Source organism: Stenotrophomonas sp. pho, from assembly GCF_006228405.1.
Taxonomy (GTDB): Bacteria; Pseudomonadota; Gammaproteobacteria; order Xanthomonadales; family Xanthomonadaceae; genus Stenotrophomonas; species Stenotrophomonas sepilia.
In genome coordinates this window covers 3,204,232-3,220,595 of record NZ_CP029759.1, presented here as the reverse complement: position 1 = coordinate 3,220,595, position 16,364 = coordinate 3,204,232, and the positions used below count along the sequence as shown (strand labels likewise).

Sequence of the window (16,364 nt, the reverse complement as noted above, 5' to 3'; positions counted from 1 at the left end):
AACGCGGGGCGTGGCGCATCGTGCGCCTGTCGCCGCCATTTGACCAGCAGATGTGTCGGAGCCCGGTAGTGACGCGTCGCGCGGGGGACCCGTGCACCCACCGTTGACCGGATTGGAGGACAATGCGGGCCTGATCACCCGCAGGAGCCACGCCCATGATGGAGCGTTACGACGTCGGACCGCGCATGTCCGAAATGACCGTGTACAACAAGGTCGCCTACCTCTCCGGCCAGATTCCGGAAGACACCAGCCAGGACATCACCGGCCAGACCCGGCAGGTGCTGGCGGAGATCGACAAGCTGCTGGCGCTGGTCGCCAGTGATCGCCAGCACGTGCTGCGTGCGGAAGTGTTCCTGGCCGACATCGCCGACTTCGACGGCATGAACAAGGCGTGGGACGAGTGGGTGGTCGAGGGCGCGACTCCGGCCCGCGCAACCTTCGAAGCCAAGCTCGCCCACGCCGAGTGGAAGGTCGAGATCGTGGTGACGGCAGCGGTGCCGTAACTGCGGGATGGGGTCAGATCCCTTTCCTGCGGAAAGGGATCTGACCCCTGTTACAGGCGCACCAGCTCGATGCAATCCACCGGGCACGGGGGATGCACAGCTCGCAGCCGGTGCACAGGTCGGCAATGACCGTGTGCATGTATTTGGCGCCGCCGACGATGGCGTCCACCGGGCAGGCCTGGATGCACTTGGTGCAGCCGATGCAGTCGGCTTCGACGATCAACGCCACCTGGGCCGCCTTGTGCTCGCCGCGCGAACGATCGAACGGAATCGCCGGTACGCCGAGCACCTGTGCCAGCGCCCGTGCACCGGCGTCGCCACCCGGCGGGCAGCGGTCCACACCGGCCTCGCCACGTGCCATTGCCTGCGCGTACGGGCGGCAGCCGTCATAGCCGCATTGCCCGCATTGGGTCTGCGGCAGCAGGCGGTCGAGGCGTTCGGTCAGGGGCGGGATCAGGCTCATGCGTGGCGAAGGCTGCGCGTTGGGTTATTTCAGGGGCTTGCCGCGGAACCAGCGCTCGTGGGCCAGCGCCAGCATCGGCTTGTCTTCGGAACTGTCACCGTAGGCATGGATGCGCACGTAGCGCGACAGATCGAACTGGCGGCGGATGTGCTCGACCTTGCGCGGGCCGCAGTCGCCACCAGCGTAACGGCCGGTCAGGCGGCCGTCCTGGCTTTCCAGCCGGTTGCAGATCAGCTGCAGGCCCAGCTGCTCGCACCACGGCCGCAGGTACAGGTCCAGCGAGCCGGACACGATCACGACGGTGTGCTGCTGTTCCTTGTGCCAACGGATCTGCTCCAGCATTTCCGGGCGCACCACGTCGGGCAGGAACTCGCGCGAGAAGCCTGCGGCCAGCGTGGCGATGTCATCGCTGTGGCGGTCACTGAAGGTCAGGCGGGTGACGCGTGCACGGATGCGTTCGGCCGAGATCAGCTTCAACCTGTACGCGGCCAGCCACGGCCCGACTTTCCACCATGCCTGTGCCAGCTGTTCGGCGGTGGCCACGCGGCGCAGGAAGCGGCCATAGGTATCGCAGGTGGTCACGGTGTGGTCGAAGTCGAACAGCGCCAGTTCCATTGCGTTGCTTCCCATCGCGTTGCCTCCCGGGGCCGGAGCTGCCGACGGGCGCGGCCGTAACCACGCCCGCTGCAGGCATCAGCGAACCGGCATGCCCGGCTGCGCGCCGCTGTCGGCGTCCAGCAGCGCCAGTGCGCCACCGTCGAAGCCGGCTGACAGGATCATGCCTTCGCTCAGGCCGAAGCGCATCTTGCGCGGGGCCAGGTTGGCGATGAATACCACGCTGCGACCCACCAGCTTCTCCGGTTCGCCGTAGCTGCCACGGATGCCGGAGAAGATCTGGCGCTTGCCCAGCTCGCCGGCGTCCAGTTCGAAGCGCAGCAGCTTGTCCGAACCTTCCACGAACTCGCAGACCAGCACCTTGCCGATGCGCAGGTCGAGCTTGGCGAAATCGTCGATGCCGATGTAGGCCGGCGCGTCGGCGCTCTTTGTTTCGTCCTTGGTGGCCAGGGCCGGGGCCGGGGCGGCCGGCTTGGCAGCGGGGGCAGCGGCAGCCGCCGGCTGCAGGGTGTCCTTGGAGGCGTCGATCATGGCGTCAATCTTCTTCGGGTCAATACGGGTGAACAGCGGGGTGTACTGGGTGATGCGGTGTCCCAGCAGCGGTTGCGCCAGCTCGGTCCAGTCGTTCACCGGCGCGGCCAGGAAGGCCTCGGCCTGCGCGGCGGTGGCCGGCAGCACCGGCTTCAGGGCGGTGACCAGCACGCGGAACAGGTTCAGGCCCTGGCTGCACACGGCCTGCAGCTGCGCATCGGCGCCTTCCTGCTTGGCGATGACCCACGGCTTGACGTCGTCGATGTAGCGGTTGGCTTCGTCGGCCAGGGTCATGGTCAAGCGGATCGCCGCAGCCGGGTCGTTGCGCTCGTAGGCTTCACGGATCGGCGCCAGCCCATCGACGAAGCGCTGGTACTGCGCCGCGTCGGGCAGCTGCGCGGCCAGCTGGCCGTCGAAGCGCTTGCTGATGAAGCCGGCGCAGCGGCTGGCCAGGTTGACGAACTTGCCGACCAGGTCGGCGTTGACGCGGGCGATGAAGTCGCCCAGGTTCAGGTCGAGATCGTCGACGCCACCGCCGGACTTGGCGGCGTAGTAGTAGCGCAGCGCTTCCGGCTCCAGGCCGGCATCGAGGAAGGTACGGGCCATCACGAAGGTGCCGCGCGACTTGCTCATCTTGGCGCCGTCCACGGTCAGGTAGCCGTTGACGTGCAGGCGGGTCGGCGCGCGGTGGCCGGTTCCGTGCAGTACCGCCGGCCAGAACAGGCCATGAAAGTTGACGATGTCCTTGCCGATGAAGTGGTGCAGTTCGGTGGCGGTGCCGGCACGCAGGTGCGCTTCGAAGTCCTCACCGATCCTGCCGCACAGGGTCTGGAAGCTGGACAAGTAGCCGATCGGTGCATCCAGCCAGACATAGAAGTACTTGCCCGGCTGGCCGGGAATCTGGAAGCCGAAGTACGGCGCATCACGCGAGATGTCCCACGCGCGCAGGCCACCTTCGGCATTGAGCCATTCACCCAGCTTGGCCTTCACGCCCGGCAGGGCGACATCGCCGGCCAGCCATTCGCGCAGGAACGCATCGAAGTGGCCCACCTCGAAGAAGAAGTGCTCCGAATCGCGCATTTCCGGCGTGGCACCGGAGATGACCGAACGCGGTTCCTTCAAGTCGGTCGGTGCGTAGGTCGCGCCGCAGACTTCGCAGTTGTCGCCGTACTGGTCGGGACTGCCGCAGTTCGGACAGATGCCCTTGACGTAGCGGTCGGGCAGGAACATGCCCTTGGCCGGGTCGTAGAACTGCGCGACCGAACGGCGGCTGATGTGGCCGGCCGCTTCCAGCTTCAGGTAGAACTGCTCGGTCAACGCCTTGTTGGCCGCCGAATTGGTCGAGTCGTAGTGGTCGAAGGCCACGCCGAAGGCGGCGAAGTCACGTTCGTGGCTGGCCTGGATGTTGGCGATGAAGGTTTCCGGGGTGACCCCGGCCTTTTCCGCGGCCAGCATGATCGGTGTGCCGTGGGTGTCATCGGCGCAGACGAACCAGGTCCTGCCGCCGCTCATTCGCCGCGCACGTACCCAGATGTCAGCCTGGATGTAGCCGACCAGGTGGCCCAGGTGCAGCGGGCCGTTGGCGTAGGGCAGGGCGGTGGTGACGAGCGCGGTACGGGTCATGGTCGCGGGTGGATCCGAGGGGAACCGCAGATTATCGCATGCCCGCAACGACGTGACCCGGCCGGGGCCGGGTCACGGGTTGACGGAGGTGCGGGGCGCTTATTCGCGCTGCCAGGTCTGCGCGCGGCAGATGAAGGCGATGCAGCCGGACACGTCCAGCCGGGTGCCGCCGGGCTGCAGTTCCATCTTCGACTTGTAGGTCTTGCCGTTGGCCGGGTCGAGGATGGTGCCGCCGGACCACTTGTTGGCGCCGTCGGCCTTCAGGTTCCAGAGGATGGTCATGCCCTTCACCGGCTTGTTCCTGTTGGCGCCTTCACAGCCGTCACAGACCGGGTTCGGGCCCTTGTCCGAGTGCAGGATGTCGACCACCTTGCCGGTCAGCGTGCCGTTGGGGGCCTGGGTGATCTCGACGATCGACTTCACCTTGCCGGTCTTGTCGTCGATGGTCTTCCAGCGGCCGGCGGCGCCGTCGGCGGCCTGCGCCGAGAGTGCGGCCAGGCACATCGGCAATGCCAGCAGCAGGGTCTTGAAGGTCTTGCGCATGGTCCCCTCCCAGGGTTCATTCCGGCACGGTGCCGGCATGGGTCGACTGTATACCCATTCGGCGGAGTATGGGGAAGGGGGGCGTTGCAGGGTTGCGCCCTGCACCCGCGGTAGTGCCGGCCGCTGGCCGGCAACCTCAACGGCGGGATTCCGTGGGATGGCGGGGCGGTGTGGGTGGGCAGGACACGCCGTAAACTCCGCTCCGCGGTCCGGCCCAGCCGCTGGCGGCTGGGCGTTCGGGCGCTTGCGAAGCAGTGCTTCGCAAGCAAAGCGCCCTCACCCTTGGGGCTCGATGGCGCCATCCATGGCGCCAACGGTCCTGCCCACCCACACCGCCCCACCTCTGACAAATTCCTTCGGCTGTTGGTAGGTGTCGACCTTGGTCGACACGGTAGATCCACGCCATGCGTGGATGATGTTTCCGGTGGCGGCGATGGGGTCGGCGATGGGGTCAGATCCCTTTTCCGTCGGAAAAGGGATCTGACCCCCGGGGCCTCAACCGACTTCGTACAGCTCCAGCGGCAGGCCATCCGGGTCGGCGAAGAAGGTGAAGCGGCGGCCGGTGTATTCGTCCACGCGGATCGGTTCGCAGTCCACGCCGTGGCTGGCCAGGCGTTCGATGAACGGCTCCAGCGCAGCGACCCGGAACGCGAGGTGGCGCAGGCCCTGGGCCTCCGGGCGGCTGGGGCGGGGCGGTGGCGAGGGGAACGAGAACAGTTCCAGCTGGCTGCCGTCGGGCAGGGCCAGATCCAGCTTCCAGGAGTCTCGCGCGGCGCGGTGGTTCTCGGCCAGTACGCGCAGGCCGAGGATACGGACGTAGAAGTCTTTTGAATACGCATAATCGCTGCAGATCAGTGCCGCGTGGTGGATGCCCAGCAGGGCGTCGGAACCGGTGTTCATTGCAGGGTGTCCAGCCAGCGCTGGGCGATCTTCTGCGCCAGCGGGTACGGTTCGGGATCGTTGCGATTGGTCAGCACGATCACGGTCAAGTGCTTTTCCGGGTATCGAACGATCACATTTCGGAAGCCGATGCTTTCGCCGCTGTGCCATTGCACCGGGCCGTTCAGGCGCCATCCGAAGCCGTAGTGCGGCACATCCGGTTCGGATGTCGATGTGGCCGGGCTGAACATCGCGCGGCGCGAGGCCTTCGACAGCAGGCGGTCGTCGTACAGCGCCGCATCCCAGCGGGCGAGGTCGTCCAGCGAGGAGTAGATCCCGCCATCGCCGAGCACGGCACTGGTGGCGCTCTGGTCGGTGCGCTGCCAGCGGCCATCGATCCAGCTGTAGCCATAGGCGCGTGCGGCGATGGTATCGATGCCGTCCTGATGGGCCACGGTGTGGGCCATGCCTAGCGGGCGGAAGATGCGCTGTTGCAGGAAGGCTGCGAAATCCAGGCCGGAGGCGCGGCCGACGATCAGTGCCAGCAGCGCATAGCCGCTGTTGCTGTAGTGGTACTGCGTGCCCGGCGCGAAGTTCAGCCGGTCCTGGCGCGACAGCAGGGTCAGCACATCGGCGTCATGCACCTGCCGAGTGTCAGCCGGATCCATCAGGTCTTCGTAGTCGAGCAGGCCGCCGGTGTGCGATAGCAGCTGGCGGATCGTGATGGCCGCGGCAGCCGGGGGCAGTTCGGGCAGCCACTGCCGGGCAGGTTGATCCAGCCCAAGCCGGCCATCCTCCACCAGCAGCAGCACCGCCGCAGCGGTGAACTGCTTGCTGACCGAGGCCAGCCGGAAGTTGCTGGCCGGGGTGACGGCGGTGCCGTCCTCCACCACCGCCAGGCCGTAGCCACGGCGGAACACCGCTTGCCCGTCGTGCAGCACCAGGACTGCAGCGCCGGGTACCTGGCCGTCGTAGGCCTGCATCAGGCCGTCGATGCCCGCATCCGGTGGTTTCAGCACCGGTGCGGCGATACCCGTTGAAGGCAGCAGGCCCAGCACGACGGCGAACAGGGCGACGGCAGGGCGCATGACGGCTCCGGAGGGGTCAAGGTGAAGGCGTGGCCGTAGTGCTGGCCGGCTGCACCATCCAGCGTTCCATCTTGCGGTCCAGCACGTCCAGCGGCATCGAGCCGTCCTTCAGCAGTTCGGCGTGGAAGCGGCGCAGGTCGAAGGCGGCGCCCTGGCGCGCCTTGGCCTTGTCGCGCAGGGCAACGATGGTGGTCAGGCCGGCGACGTTGGACAGTGCCTGGCCGGGCTGGGCCATGATCCGCTCCACCTCGGCACCGGCGTCGTCACTGCTCATGTCCACGGTCTTCTGCAGGTAGCTGACGGCCTGCTGCTTGCTCCAGCCCTGTGCGTGCACGCCGGTATCGGCCACCACGCGGGCGGCACGCAGCAGGCGCGAGTACAGGTAGCCGACGCGGTCGTAGGGATCGGTGTAGATGCCCAGGTCCTCGCCCAGCGTTTCGGCGTACAGGCCCCAGCCTTCGACGAAGGCGAGATCGCCACCGAGGCGGCGGAAGCGTGGCAGCTTGGCCAGCTCCTGCTGCAGGCCCAGCTGGACGTGGTGGCCCGGGATCCCTTCATGCAGGTACTGCACCGGCACGTTCCAGCGCTTGCGGCTGGGCAGGTCGCGGGCGTTGATGTACAGCACGCCCGGTTGCCCGGCCGCCGACGGCTGATAGGCGGCAGCGGCGGCGGTCAGTGCGCGCTCCGGCTCCACCGCACGGACCTCCAGCGGTGCCTTCGGCAAGGTATCCAGCACCTGCGGCAGGCGTACGCTGACCTGCTGCTGCACCTGGCGGTAGCGGTTGATCAGCGCGTTGGCATCGCCGTACTGGAACTGGCGGTCGTTGCGCATGCTGCGCAGCAGCTTGGTGGGAGAACCGCGCAGCTTGGCGTCCTTCATTACCGTGGCGATCTGCGCCTGCAGTTCCTGCACGCGCTGTTCGCCCAGCGCATGCAGTTGTGCGGCGGTCTGGTCGCTGGCGGTGGTCTGCACGATCAGGTTGGCGTACCAGGCCTGGCCATCGGGCAATGCGCCCAGGCCGCTGCTGGCGCGTGTGGCCGGCAGGTATTCGGTGGCGATGAAGCCGCGCAGGGCGCGGTAGGCCGGCATGATGCGCAGCTCGATCATGCGCTTGTATTCGGCGCTGATGCGCGCCTTGTCCTCAGCCGGGATGGTGTTCGGCATGGTGCGGATCGGCGACCAGAAAATGCTCTCCTCGGCGGTCGGCTTGATCACCGCATCCAGCTGCGGCAGCACTTTTTCCATCAGGTCGCGTGGTTGCACCACGCCGGCCTTCATGCCCTGGCGCATGTTGTCGATGGCCTGGTCGAACAGCTCGGGAATGCCCAGCGAACGGCGTGACCAGGTGTCGTAGTCCTGCACGGTGTTGAATGGCTGCGCGCCCGCACCGGAGCCGAGGATCGCCATGATGCTGCCGATGTTGTAGTACTGGCTGATCGGCATCATCCAGCTCGGGTAGCGCTCGGCGGCCAGCGATGCGCGCGCGTCGCGCACGAAGATCTCGTAGCTGAGCAGGTCCTGGCCCTGCAGGCCGTCACTGCCGAGCTTCTCGACCTTGCCCAGCCATTGCGTGGTGAAGTCGTGCGACTGCTGGCGCCAGGCGGCGGACAGGATGTTGGGCAGCTGGTCGTTGTAGCGGGCCTCGCCCTGGAAGGTCGCCTGCAGCGGATTCAACCGCATCGAGGCATCCCAGTATTCGTCGTACAGGCGCTCCAGCTGCACCTGCTTGGGTACGGCCCGGGCCGGGGCGACCGGGCGGGGCGCGGCGCGGCGCGCCGAACTGCCACGCGCCGGCGCGGTGGCGCGGGCGGGCCTGGCCTTGGGCTTGGCAGCCTGGCGGGTCTGCGCAGCGGCAGGGCGGCTGGCCTTTTTCTTCGCTGCTTCGGCCGACGGCATGGCACTGAACAGGAACAACGCGGCAATGGCGGCGGCCAGGGCGCGGGTGGGATGCGGCATCAGGAGCTTCCGTGGAACACAGACCGTGGAGCTTGCACGATCCGGCCGCGTACGGCCAGCGTGAAGGCGCAGTCAGCTTTTTGCCGCTGGGGCTTCAGTCAGCCGCGGCCGCGGCGCGCAGGGCGGCGGCCCTGTCGGCGCCCAGGTAGCGGGTGATCGCGCGCCGCATCAGGTACAGCAACGGGATCAATGCGATCGCAAAGCCCATCTTGTAGATGTAGTTGACGCTGCTGACGGCCAGGAACAGCGACGTCGGCCAGTGCTGTGGGCCGAGCACGAAGGCGATCCAGATCACCACGAAGCTGTCCACCACCTGGGAGATCGCGGTGGATCCGGTCGCACGCAGCCACACGTGGCGCTCGCCGGTGGCCTGGCGGATGCGATGGAACACGGCCACGTCGATCAGCTGGCCGAGCAGGAAGGCGACCAGCGAACCGGCGATGGTCCACATGCCCTGGCCGAACACCGCGGCGAATGCCGCCTGGTAGTCCGGCACGCCGTGGCCGTCCATCGAGGTGACCCACCAGCTGGCCGGCGCCAGCGAGATCGCTGCGAAGGCGAACAGGAAGCCATAGGCGATCAGCACCACGGCCAACCACGAGATGAAGCGCACGCCGCGCTTGCCGAAAAACTCGTTGATCGTGTCGGTCATGATGAACACCACCGGCCACAGCAGGGTACCGGCGGTGAAGCTGAGCGAGCCGGTCTGGCCAAACAGGTTCCAGTTCAGCGGATCGATGCCGAGGGTGTCTTCCAGCGCGAAGATCTTCACCCCGATCAGTTCGGCCAGCACGGCGTTGCCGCAGAAGAACGCGGCCAGCACGATGAACAGCAGGACCGCGCGGTCCTGCAGCGGGCGCTCGATCGGCGCCGCGGTTGTCATTCGCTGCGTTCGCCTGCGCGCGTGAACGGAACGCTGGACGGTGCGACGGCACCGCCGGAAATGATGAAGCTCATGGCCTGGTCGACGGTCCAGTCGGTCGGGGTCAGCAGCTCCACCGGCACGATCTCCAGGTAACCCGAGGTCGGGTTCGGTGTGGTTGGCACGTACACCGCGGCCAGTTCACGGTCGGTGCCGTGCTCCTTGATCACGCGGGTGACCAGCCCGACCGACTTCATGTCGCGGTGCGGAAAGTCGATCAGCACCACGCGCTGGGTGCTGCCCGGTTCGGTCTGCAACATGTCCAGCAGCTTCTTGGCGCTGTCGTAGATGATGCTGGCCAACGGAATGCGCTTGATCACCGCGCCGACCCAGCGCAGCAGGCGCTGGCCGAGCACGCGGCGGCTGGCCACGCCCACCGCCAGGATCACCAGCAGGGTGGCCAGCAGGGCGATGGTGTTCTGGATCCATTCGGCACGGACCCAGCCGAGGTAATGCGGGAAGCTTGTCGCGATCTGCTCGGAAAGCGGCACCACCAATGGGCTGGAAATGCCCGAAAGCAGCACGAACACGAACTTGACCACGACCCAGGTCAGCCAGATCGGCAGCAGGGTCAGCAGGCCGGTAAGGAACAGGCGCTGCAGGGAGGGGCGGGGGACCAGGGCGGGGGCTTCGAGCGACATGCGCGCATTGTAGCGGCCACGGCCGGTCGATTACGCTGGGGGATCGACTGCGGCAACGATGCATGGAAGGGAAGCTGTGTTGAAGATTCTGCGCGGACTGGGCTGGGCCCTGGCAGGACTGCTGGTGCTGGCCATCGTGGTGTGGTGCGCCTCGCGCATGTGGCCGGTGCCGGAATCACGGCTGCAGGCCCAGCAGCGGTTGCAGGCCCGCCTGCCCGCTGATGGCCGCAACGGCTTTGCGCTGCTGTGGACACTCGCGTTCGACGATCTCGACCCGGACCAGCGCGATCAGGCGTTGGCCCGGGATGTACAGCGCTGGGAGGCGGATCCGCGCGGCAATGGCGGCGCCCGTCCGCAGCTGGCAGAAGACCACGTCGAGCTGCATTCACGGCCTTCGGCCAGCTGCGGACCGACCGCCAGTGACTGCCTCGGCCAGGTGCGTGCGGACCCGCAGCGCTTCGTCGATGCCCACGCTGGCCACCAGCAGCTGCATGCGCGCCTGGACCAGCTGGCCGATGCGGATCACTTCGTGTCGCCGTTCCGGCCAAAAGGGGAAGGCATCCTGGTGCCGATGCCGGCCTATGGTTTGGTGATCGACGCCACCAGCGCACGCGCGCTGGCGTATGTGCAGGGTGATATCGACGGTGCGCTGCGTGGCAGTTGCCGGGGGCTGCAGCTGGGCCGCCGGCTGGTGACGGGCGGCAGCTACCTGGTGGAGAGCATCATCGGTGCCAGCCTGGTGCAGGCCAATGCCCAGCTGCTGGCCGACATGCTGGTCGAACTGCCGGCCGACCAACCGCTGCCAGCGGAATGCGAGCAGGCGATGAAGCCGATGCGGGCCGCCGAACAGAGCCTGTGCCGTGCGATGCAGGGCGAGTATGCGATGAGCAGGGCTGCGATCGAAACCTCGGCGCAGAAGTTCGGTGGCGTGCTGGTACTCGATCGCAGCAGCACCCTGGCGCGAGTGGCGGGCAACCTGGGCTGGGCCTGTGGCGCGGCGGCGATGACCGCGCTGGAGGCGGATCGCCCGCTGCCGGTGCCGGCACCGCCGCAGCATGACTTCGGCTGCCTGTCGAACGTCATGGGGTGCGTGCTGGCCGATATCGCGGGCCCGGCCTATCCCGCGTATTCGTCACGGCCCCAGGATGCCGCCGCGATGGTGCGGCTGATCGGTGCGCAACGCTGGCTGCGACAGCAGGCCGAGGACCCTGTGGATGCGCTGAAGCGCTTGCCTGGCCAGTTCCGCTCGCAGGTGCGGACACCGCAGTTGTCGGCCGATGGCCGCCGCCTGCAGGTACCGCGGCGCTCAGCGCCGCGCAGCACCGACGAGAGCCCATGGTTGTCGGTATCGCTGGTGGCAGGGGACGCCCCGGCCGCCGCCGCGCGCGACTGAGCAGCGGCGGCCAGTGCGCGCTGTCCTCGTCATCCTCGCGGCTGCCTTCGCTCCGCGTCGCACCGCAGGTGCACGCGCATACGCGCGCATCGAAGCCTCCCTGCCAGGGCAGCAGAGGACAGCGCCCGCGCCGGATCAGCGCGCGTGTGGCTTCAACCGCAGATAGACCTGCTTGCGCACCTGGGCGACCACCTCGCCGCTTTCGTCGACGACGTCGTTGCTGAACCAGCGCAGCACCTTCTCGCCGCCCGCCGCTTCGGCACGCAGTTCGGACAGCAGCGCATCGTCGATGCGGAACGAGGTGCGCACCGTGCCCCGGCCAGGCTTGAGGAAATCGATCGCACCGGCCCGGTCCCACACGTAGTAGTCACGGCCGAGGATGTGCAGCAGGCCCAGCATCCAGAACGGGTCGGTCATCGCGAACAGGCTGCCGCCGAAATGCGTGCCGACGTAGTTGCGGTTCCACGGCCGCAGCCGCAGCTCGACGTCGATCTGCCGGTAATCGGGCGTGATGCGGGTGACATGGATGCCGGTGAACAGGAACGGTGGCCACAGGTTGATGCCGAAGCGGAACAGGCGGGCGTTCATGCGGGTCCGGGGCGCGAGGCGAGGTGCCCAGTCTAGCCATTCGCATGCGTATGTTGCACCCCGGGCGTGTGTCCAACGGCGGCGTGCATGTCCTGCCTCATGGGCCGTCGATCATGTACCCGTCGCGGCCGTTGGCCTTGGCCTGATAAAGGGCGGTGTCGGCGCCTTCCACGAAATGGTGGGGCTGCAGTTCGCCGTCGGGCACGCGGGTGAATACGCCGATGGTGAGCGTGACGGTATCGTCGCTGCCATCGCCCGGCGCCGGCAATGCGCGCACGCAGGCAATCAGGTCCTCAATCACCTGGCGTGCGCCCTCGGCCGGTGTATCCGGCAGCACCAGCGCGAATTCGTCGCCACCGTAGCGTGCCGCCATGTCGCGCGGGCGGCGCGCATGGGCGCCGATCAGGCGGGCGACATCACGCAGCACGCGGTCGCCCACCTGGTGCCCGTGGCGATCGTTATGGCGCTTGAAGTGGTCGACGTCGATCAACGCCAGGCTCAATGGCTTGCCGCTGCGCCGCGCTGCATCGCATTCCTGCTGCAGCGACTGCTCGAAGCGGAGGCGGTTGCCCAGGCCGGTAAGGGCGTCGCGGTTGGCCTGGCGGTGCCAGGCCGAGATCCGCCACACCGCCCAGACCAGCAGTGCCAGCGTCACGCCCAGCATCGCGCTGGCCGGCGCCCACCACAGGTCACTCGTGCGCAGCAGCAGCCAGCTCAGCAGGGCAGGCATCGGCAACGAACACAGCGCGACCAGCCAGGGCAGGCGCAGGCCGAGCAGGATCACGCACAGCGCCACCAGCACACCGCTGATGGCGTGCTGCCAGGCATGCGGTAGAACATCGATCTGCTTGTGCTGCAGCAGCATCGAGGTGATGTTGGCCTGGTACTCGCTGCCGCTCATCCAGAACTCGCGGGTGGTCGGGGTCAGCAGGCGGGGCGCGATGCCGCTGGCCGTCATGCCAACTACGATGCGGCGGCCATGCAGCATCGCCATGTCCACGTGGCCATCGAGAACGTCCGCATAGGACACCTGTGGCAGCCGCTCGGGGGGGCCGGCGTAGCGCACGCGAACGTAATCGTCGCGACGCCATTGATAGGGCGAGCCCAGTTCCGGGTCGGGATCGGGCAGGCCGCGTACGGCACCGGCAGGCAGGTCGGCCAGTGCCAGGCCCAGTGCCGGCCAGTGCGGCTGGCCGATACCTGCGTGCAGATAGACGCCACGGGCGACGCCGTCGCCATCCACCTCGACATCGGTGTGGCCAATGGCGGCAGCACTGGCAGCGATCTGTGGGATCGGCAGCATTTCCTCGGCCATGCGGTCGCCGGCCGCCGGTGCGGCCAGCACCGGCAGCACCACCCGGCCATTGCGTCGGATGGCGGCCGCCAGTTGATCATCCTGTCGGCTGTCACGGCGATCCGGTTCGGACAGCATCAGGTCCAGCGCGACGCGTTCGGCGCCGGCATCGGTCAGGCGGTCAAGCAGGCGTGCATGCACCGAGCGTGGCCAGGGCCACTGGCCGATGCGCTGCAGGCTGCCTTCGTCGATGGCGACGATCAGCACGCTGGGATCGGGGCGGTACTCCCAGTTGCCGACCAGCGCATCATAGGCCGCCTCGTCCTGCCGCCACAGCCATTGTCCCTGGCTGGCCACGATGGTCAGCCCGCCGGCCAGCAGGGCCAGCAGGATCCGCTTCGACCATGGCAGCGGCGAGCGCCTCACAACAACAACCAGAGCAGCAGGGCACCGCCACCCGCGCCGTAGCACAGGCGGCACGGCAGCGGGACCTGCTGGGCAGGCGAGAACGCGCTGGCGTGGCCGTCATCGTCGATGTACTGCACGCGTACATGCAGGGTGCCGCTCCACGGGCGCTTGAAGCTCACCTGCGGCTGATCCACGGTTTCGTCGACCAGCGGTGCCTTGAAGTCGCCGCGGCGATCCACCTGCACCCGGTAGCGTTGGCCTTCGCTGCCGGCCTGCCAGCGCAGCGTCAGCTCGCCGTGTGCGGCCTCGGGCGGTTGCAGTGCCGGGTCCACTGGTTCATTGCTCAGCTGCAGCGGCAACGCCTGGCCATAGCGGCCCTGTCGGCCTTCGCCATCGCGCGAAGCCACGCGCCAGTAGTACTGGCCGGGCGGCAGCGGTCGCGTCAGGCGCAGGTCGGTCGCATGGGTGGCCTGCTCCTGCAGGGGCTGCAGGAAGCTGGGCTCGGTGGCGATCTGCAGGACGCTGCTGCGCGCACCGGGGCCTGGCTCCAGCGGAAACGCGGGCGGTCGCTGTTGATCGTCTGCCCATGCAGCGGCGATACGGTCAGTGGCGGTGGTGGCTGGTCACCGAGCTCGAAATCGGCGCTGGCATCCAGGCCTTCGACCCCCTGGGCGTCGACCGCGCGCAACAGGATGCGCAGCTGGCCAGGCGGCAGGTCGCCGATCGCCAGCCGGGTGTCGGCGGTGGTGGCGGCGAACAGGAGGATCTCCGGCGTTGCCGCCTGCACCACTTCCACCCGGTAATGATCGGCGCCATTGACCGGTTCCCAGGCAAGCAGGGTCGGCAGCGGCGCCAGGCGCAGCGCGTCATTGCGCAGCGCCGGCGCCGGCAGCAGTGCAGAGACCGCAGCGGGCGCCGCATCGGCACTGCTGCTGCGGGTGGCCTGGCCCGGCCGGACCAGGCGCTGGCCATGGGAGTTGCCGACCTGCACCTTGCCCTGCAGGACCTCGGTGGCACCGACGTGCCCGTCATCCCCGGCGCTGACCCGGAACACCGTGCCGCGCACGCTGCTGGTCGCGGTGGGCGCATCGATGATGTAACGCGAGGCGGGACCGCGCGCCGGCGTCACCCGGTTGCTGGCTCGCCCCTGCTGCAGGCGCAGTCGGGTGTCGACCATGCCGGTGTGGCCGTAACGGCTCAGCTGATCCAGGCGCAGGCGCGAGTACTCGCGCAGCTGCAGGCGCGAGGCATCGGCGAATTCCAGGGTGATGCTGGAGTCGCCTTCGGTCTCCACGGTGTCACCGATATGCAGCTGTTCGCCGGCCTGGAGCGCGCGGGTCGCCGTGCCATCGGCGCCTGCCAGCGCGACCTTGCCGCGCACGGACAGCACCCGGGCCGGCGCCGGTTCGGTGCGCAGCCAGCTGATCGGGAAGCGCAGCAGCTGGCCCGGCGGCAACTGGTAAGGGTTGTCGATGCGGTTGTGCTGCTGCAGCTGCTGCCAGCGTACCGAGGGCTTCAGGTAGAGCCCGCCCAGGTCCCACAGGGTATCGCCGGGCCGGACGCGATAGTTCCAGTCCTGGGCGCCGGCAAGGGCGGGCATCAGGAAGAGGGCGCAGAGCAGAGCGCCCGTTAAATGCATGGCGAACGACAGAGAGCGGACGACGGTCACAGTTTGCAATCCCGGCAATGCGGGGGTGCAGCTGCAAGACCCCATGGCCCCGACCTCATCCCCCCGAACGGATCGTGGCGACCGCATGGCCACCAGCGCGCGCATTATTGCCCGCGTTCAGTGCAGGGATTCTGAACGGGGCGGGCTCCCGTTCAGAACAGCAGCGACGCCATCCTGCGGCGGTACTGGCCGACCAGGTCCTCGTCGGAGATCACATTGAAGGCGTCGATCAGCGCCTTGCGCGGCAGGCCTTCCTCGAATCCGCGGTCGATCCGCAGCATTTCGAGGAACTGGGCCAGCGCGGCCTCGTCATGACCGCCGAGCAGCAGTTGCACGCCGCGCAGGTGGCGGGCCTTGAGGTCCTTGCCGTCAGCGGCGATGCGTGCCTCCAGCACCTCGGCGGCCGGGGCATCTTTCAGCGCGGCGGCGAAGGCCAGGCGGGCGCGGGCACGCACGGCACGGTCGTCGGTGGCCAGATTGGCAGGCAGGCCGTCGATCAGGGTGCCTGCCTCGTCCACGCCACCGATCTGCAGCAGGGCCAGGGCCAGGTCGAGCTTCAGTTCATCCTTGTCCGGCTCGGCGGCGATCTGCGCACGCAGCACATCGACCTGCGCCTGCGGATCCAGCGGGGTGTCATCTTCGGGGACAGCATCGCCCACATCGGCCGGTACGATGCCGTGCTGGGCCAGGAACTCACGCAGCTGGCCTTCCGGAATGGCGCCCGGGAAACCGTCCACCAGCTGGCCGCCCTTGACCAGGAACACGGTCGGCACCGAGCGGATCTGGAAGGCCGCAGCGATCTGCTGTTCCTTGTCGACATCGACCTTGGCCAGCTCGAACGCACCGTTGTACTCGGCAGCCAGCTTTTCCAGCATCGGGCCGAGGGTCTTGCACGGCCCGCACCAGGTGGCCCAGAAGTCGACCAGCACCGGCGTCTGCAGCGACTTCTGCAGGACTTCGGCCTCGAAGGTCGCAGTGGTGGCGTCGAATACGTAGGTCGTCTCGGTCATGGGGAAAGCATCGCTTGGCATCTGGAGACCGATTCTATGGTGACGATCGATGTCCGTCTCAACCCTGCCATCACATCGCGCGCGACGGCCTCGGGGGCGTGGCACGCAGTACAGCTCGTGGATCACCCGCTTTCCGGAGCTGACCGGCGTAGTGGTCGCGGTGCGCCGGAAGCACCCGGCCTCGGTCGCGCGCTTGGCGCACCGCGTCGCTGCCGCGACAATGCGCTGATCCATTCT

General features: G+C 68.0%; 14 protein-coding genes and 2 pseudogenes. 3 read left to right on the top strand and 13 right to left on the bottom strand.

Annotated elements, in window-relative coordinates; genetic code table 11:
- Positions 1 to 155: 155 nt before the first annotated feature.
- Positions 156 to 503 (top strand): RidA family protein, encoded by a 348-nt coding sequence (locus DL544_RS15155; protein ID WP_005418155.1) that lies wholly within the window; start codon positions 156 to 158, stop codon positions 501 to 503.
- A gap of 50 nt (positions 504 to 553) precedes the next feature.
- On the opposite strand, the pseudogene rnfB reads toward DL544_RS15155, so the two are convergent.
- From rnfB to DL544_RS15110, 9 genes and pseudogenes are all read right to left on the bottom strand, one after another.
- Positions 554 to 966, bottom strand: a pseudogene (rnfB, locus tag DL544_RS15150) (Rnf electron transport complex subunit RnfB).
- 24 nt (positions 967 to 990) lie between these two features.
- Positions 991 to 1,581, bottom strand: a complete 591-nt coding sequence (locus DL544_RS15145; protein ID WP_005418147.1) for an HAD family hydrolase — start codon at positions 1,579 to 1,581, stop codon at positions 991 to 993.
- A gap of 78 nt (positions 1,582 to 1,659) precedes the next feature.
- Positions 1,660 to 3,735 (bottom strand): methionine--tRNA ligase, encoded by a 2,076-nt coding sequence (gene metG, locus DL544_RS15140; protein WP_139727461.1) that lies wholly within the window; start codon positions 3,733 to 3,735, stop codon positions 1,660 to 1,662.
- 99 nt (positions 3,736 to 3,834) lie between these two features.
- On the bottom strand, positions 3,835 to 4,278 hold the full coding sequence (locus DL544_RS15135; RefSeq protein WP_065179246.1) for a DUF2147 domain-containing protein: 444 nt from the start codon (positions 4,276 to 4,278) through the stop codon (positions 3,835 to 3,837).
- Positions 4,279 to 4,773: 495 nt separating this feature from the next.
- Positions 4,774 to 5,178, bottom strand: a complete 405-nt coding sequence (gene gloA2, locus DL544_RS15130) for an SMU1112c/YaeR family gloxylase I-like metalloprotein (RefSeq protein WP_065185483.1) — start codon at positions 5,176 to 5,178, stop codon at positions 4,774 to 4,776.
- Positions 5,175 to 6,245: a serine hydrolase domain-containing protein gene (locus DL544_RS15125; RefSeq protein WP_053498963.1), complete on the bottom strand. Its 1,071-nt coding sequence runs from the start codon at positions 6,243 to 6,245 to the stop codon at positions 5,175 to 5,177. Before DL544_RS15125 ends, gloA2 begins: the two co-directional genes overlap by 4 nt.
- Positions 6,246 to 6,261: 16 nt before the next feature.
- Positions 6,262 to 8,202 carry a DUF885 domain-containing protein gene (locus DL544_RS15120; RefSeq protein ID WP_139727459.1) on the bottom strand — a complete coding sequence of 647 codons (1,941 nt, stop codon included), beginning with the start codon at positions 8,200 to 8,202 and terminating at the stop codon, positions 6,262 to 6,264.
- A gap of 94 nt (positions 8,203 to 8,296) precedes the next feature.
- Positions 8,297 to 9,085: a queuosine precursor transporter gene (locus tag DL544_RS15115; protein WP_065185485.1), complete on the bottom strand. Its 789-nt coding sequence runs from the start codon at positions 9,083 to 9,085 to the stop codon at positions 8,297 to 8,299.
- A complete protein-coding gene (locus DL544_RS15110) occupies positions 9,082 to 9,765 on the bottom strand; it encodes a DUF502 domain-containing protein (protein WP_005418129.1) in 684 nt (227 codons plus the stop codon). The genes DL544_RS15115 and DL544_RS15110 overlap by 4 nt, the downstream gene beginning before the upstream one ends.
- 76 nt (positions 9,766 to 9,841) lie before the next feature.
- On the opposite strand from DL544_RS15110, the gene DL544_RS15105 reads away from it, so the two are divergent.
- Positions 9,842 to 11,158 carry a hypothetical protein gene (locus tag DL544_RS15105; protein ID WP_139727457.1) on the top strand — a complete coding sequence of 439 codons (1,317 nt, stop codon included), beginning with the start codon at positions 9,842 to 9,844 and terminating at the stop codon, positions 11,156 to 11,158.
- A gap of 135 nt (positions 11,159 to 11,293) precedes the next feature.
- On the opposite strand, the gene DL544_RS15100 is transcribed toward DL544_RS15105, so the two are convergent.
- The 4 genes and pseudogenes from DL544_RS15100 to trxA form a co-directional block, all read right to left on the bottom strand.
- On the bottom strand, positions 11,294 to 11,746 hold the full coding sequence (locus DL544_RS15100; RefSeq protein WP_005418128.1) for a DUF4442 domain-containing protein: 453 nt from the start codon (positions 11,744 to 11,746) through the stop codon (positions 11,294 to 11,296).
- A gap of 97 nt (positions 11,747 to 11,843) precedes the next feature.
- Positions 11,844 to 13,466, bottom strand: a complete 1,623-nt coding sequence (locus tag DL544_RS15095; RefSeq protein ID WP_005418127.1) for a CHASE2 domain-containing protein — start codon at positions 13,464 to 13,466, stop codon at positions 11,844 to 11,846.
- A pseudogene (locus DL544_RS15090) lies at positions 13,463 to 15,162 on the bottom strand (FecR family protein). Before DL544_RS15090 ends, DL544_RS15095 begins: the two are co-directional and overlap by 4 nt.
- A gap of 107 nt (positions 15,163 to 15,269) precedes the next feature.
- Positions 15,270 to 16,127 carry a thioredoxin gene (gene trxA / locus DL544_RS15085; RefSeq protein ID WP_005418123.1) on the bottom strand — a complete coding sequence of 286 codons (858 nt, stop codon included), beginning with the start codon at positions 16,125 to 16,127 and terminating at the stop codon, positions 15,270 to 15,272.
- Between the two features lie 49 nt (positions 16,128 to 16,176).
- On the opposite strand from trxA, the gene DL544_RS21330 reads away from it, so the two are divergent.
- Entirely contained in the window at positions 16,177 to 16,356 is a 180-nt protein-coding gene (locus DL544_RS21330; RefSeq protein WP_141653594.1) for a hypothetical protein, read from the top strand.
- Positions 16,357 to 16,364: the final 8 nt, after the last annotated feature.

Bases quoted from the DNA above. Each gene is read 5' to 3' on its own strand.
- trxA (WP_005418123.1), bottom strand. From the start codon at position 16,127: ATGACCGAGACGACCTACGTATTCGACGCCACCACTGCGACCTTCGAG.
- DL544_RS21330 (WP_141653594.1), top strand. From the start codon at position 16,177: ATGTCCGTCTCAACCCTGCCATCACATCGCGCGCGACGGCCTCGGGGG.
- DL544_RS15120 (WP_139727459.1), bottom strand. From the start codon at position 8,202: ATGCCGCATCCCACCCGCGCCCTGGCCGCCGCCATTGCCGCGTTGTTC.
- gloA2 (WP_065185483.1), bottom strand. From the start codon at position 5,178: ATGAACACCGGTTCCGACGCCCTGCTGGGCATCCACCACGCGGCACTG.
- DL544_RS15100 (WP_005418128.1), bottom strand. From the start codon at position 11,746: ATGAACGCCCGCCTGTTCCGCTTCGGCATCAACCTGTGGCCACCGTTC.
- DL544_RS15145 (WP_005418147.1), bottom strand. From the start codon at position 1,581: ATGGAACTGGCGCTGTTCGACTTCGACCACACCGTGACCACCTGCGAT.
- DL544_RS15135 (WP_065179246.1), bottom strand. From the start codon at position 4,278: ATGCGCAAGACCTTCAAGACCCTGCTGCTGGCATTGCCGATGTGCCTG.
- DL544_RS15125 (WP_053498963.1), bottom strand. From the start codon at position 6,245: ATGCGCCCTGCCGTCGCCCTGTTCGCCGTCGTGCTGGGCCTGCTGCCT.
- DL544_RS15115 (WP_065185485.1), bottom strand. From the start codon at position 9,085: ATGACAACCGCGGCGCCGATCGAGCGCCCGCTGCAGGACCGCGCGGTC.
- DL544_RS15110 (WP_005418129.1), bottom strand. From the start codon at position 9,765: ATGTCGCTCGAAGCCCCCGCCCTGGTCCCCCGCCCCTCCCTGCAGCGC.
- metG (WP_139727461.1), bottom strand. From the start codon at position 3,735: ATGACCCGTACCGCGCTCGTCACCACCGCCCTGCCCTACGCCAACGGC.
- DL544_RS15155 (WP_005418155.1), top strand. From the start codon at position 156: ATGATGGAGCGTTACGACGTCGGACCGCGCATGTCCGAAATGACCGTG.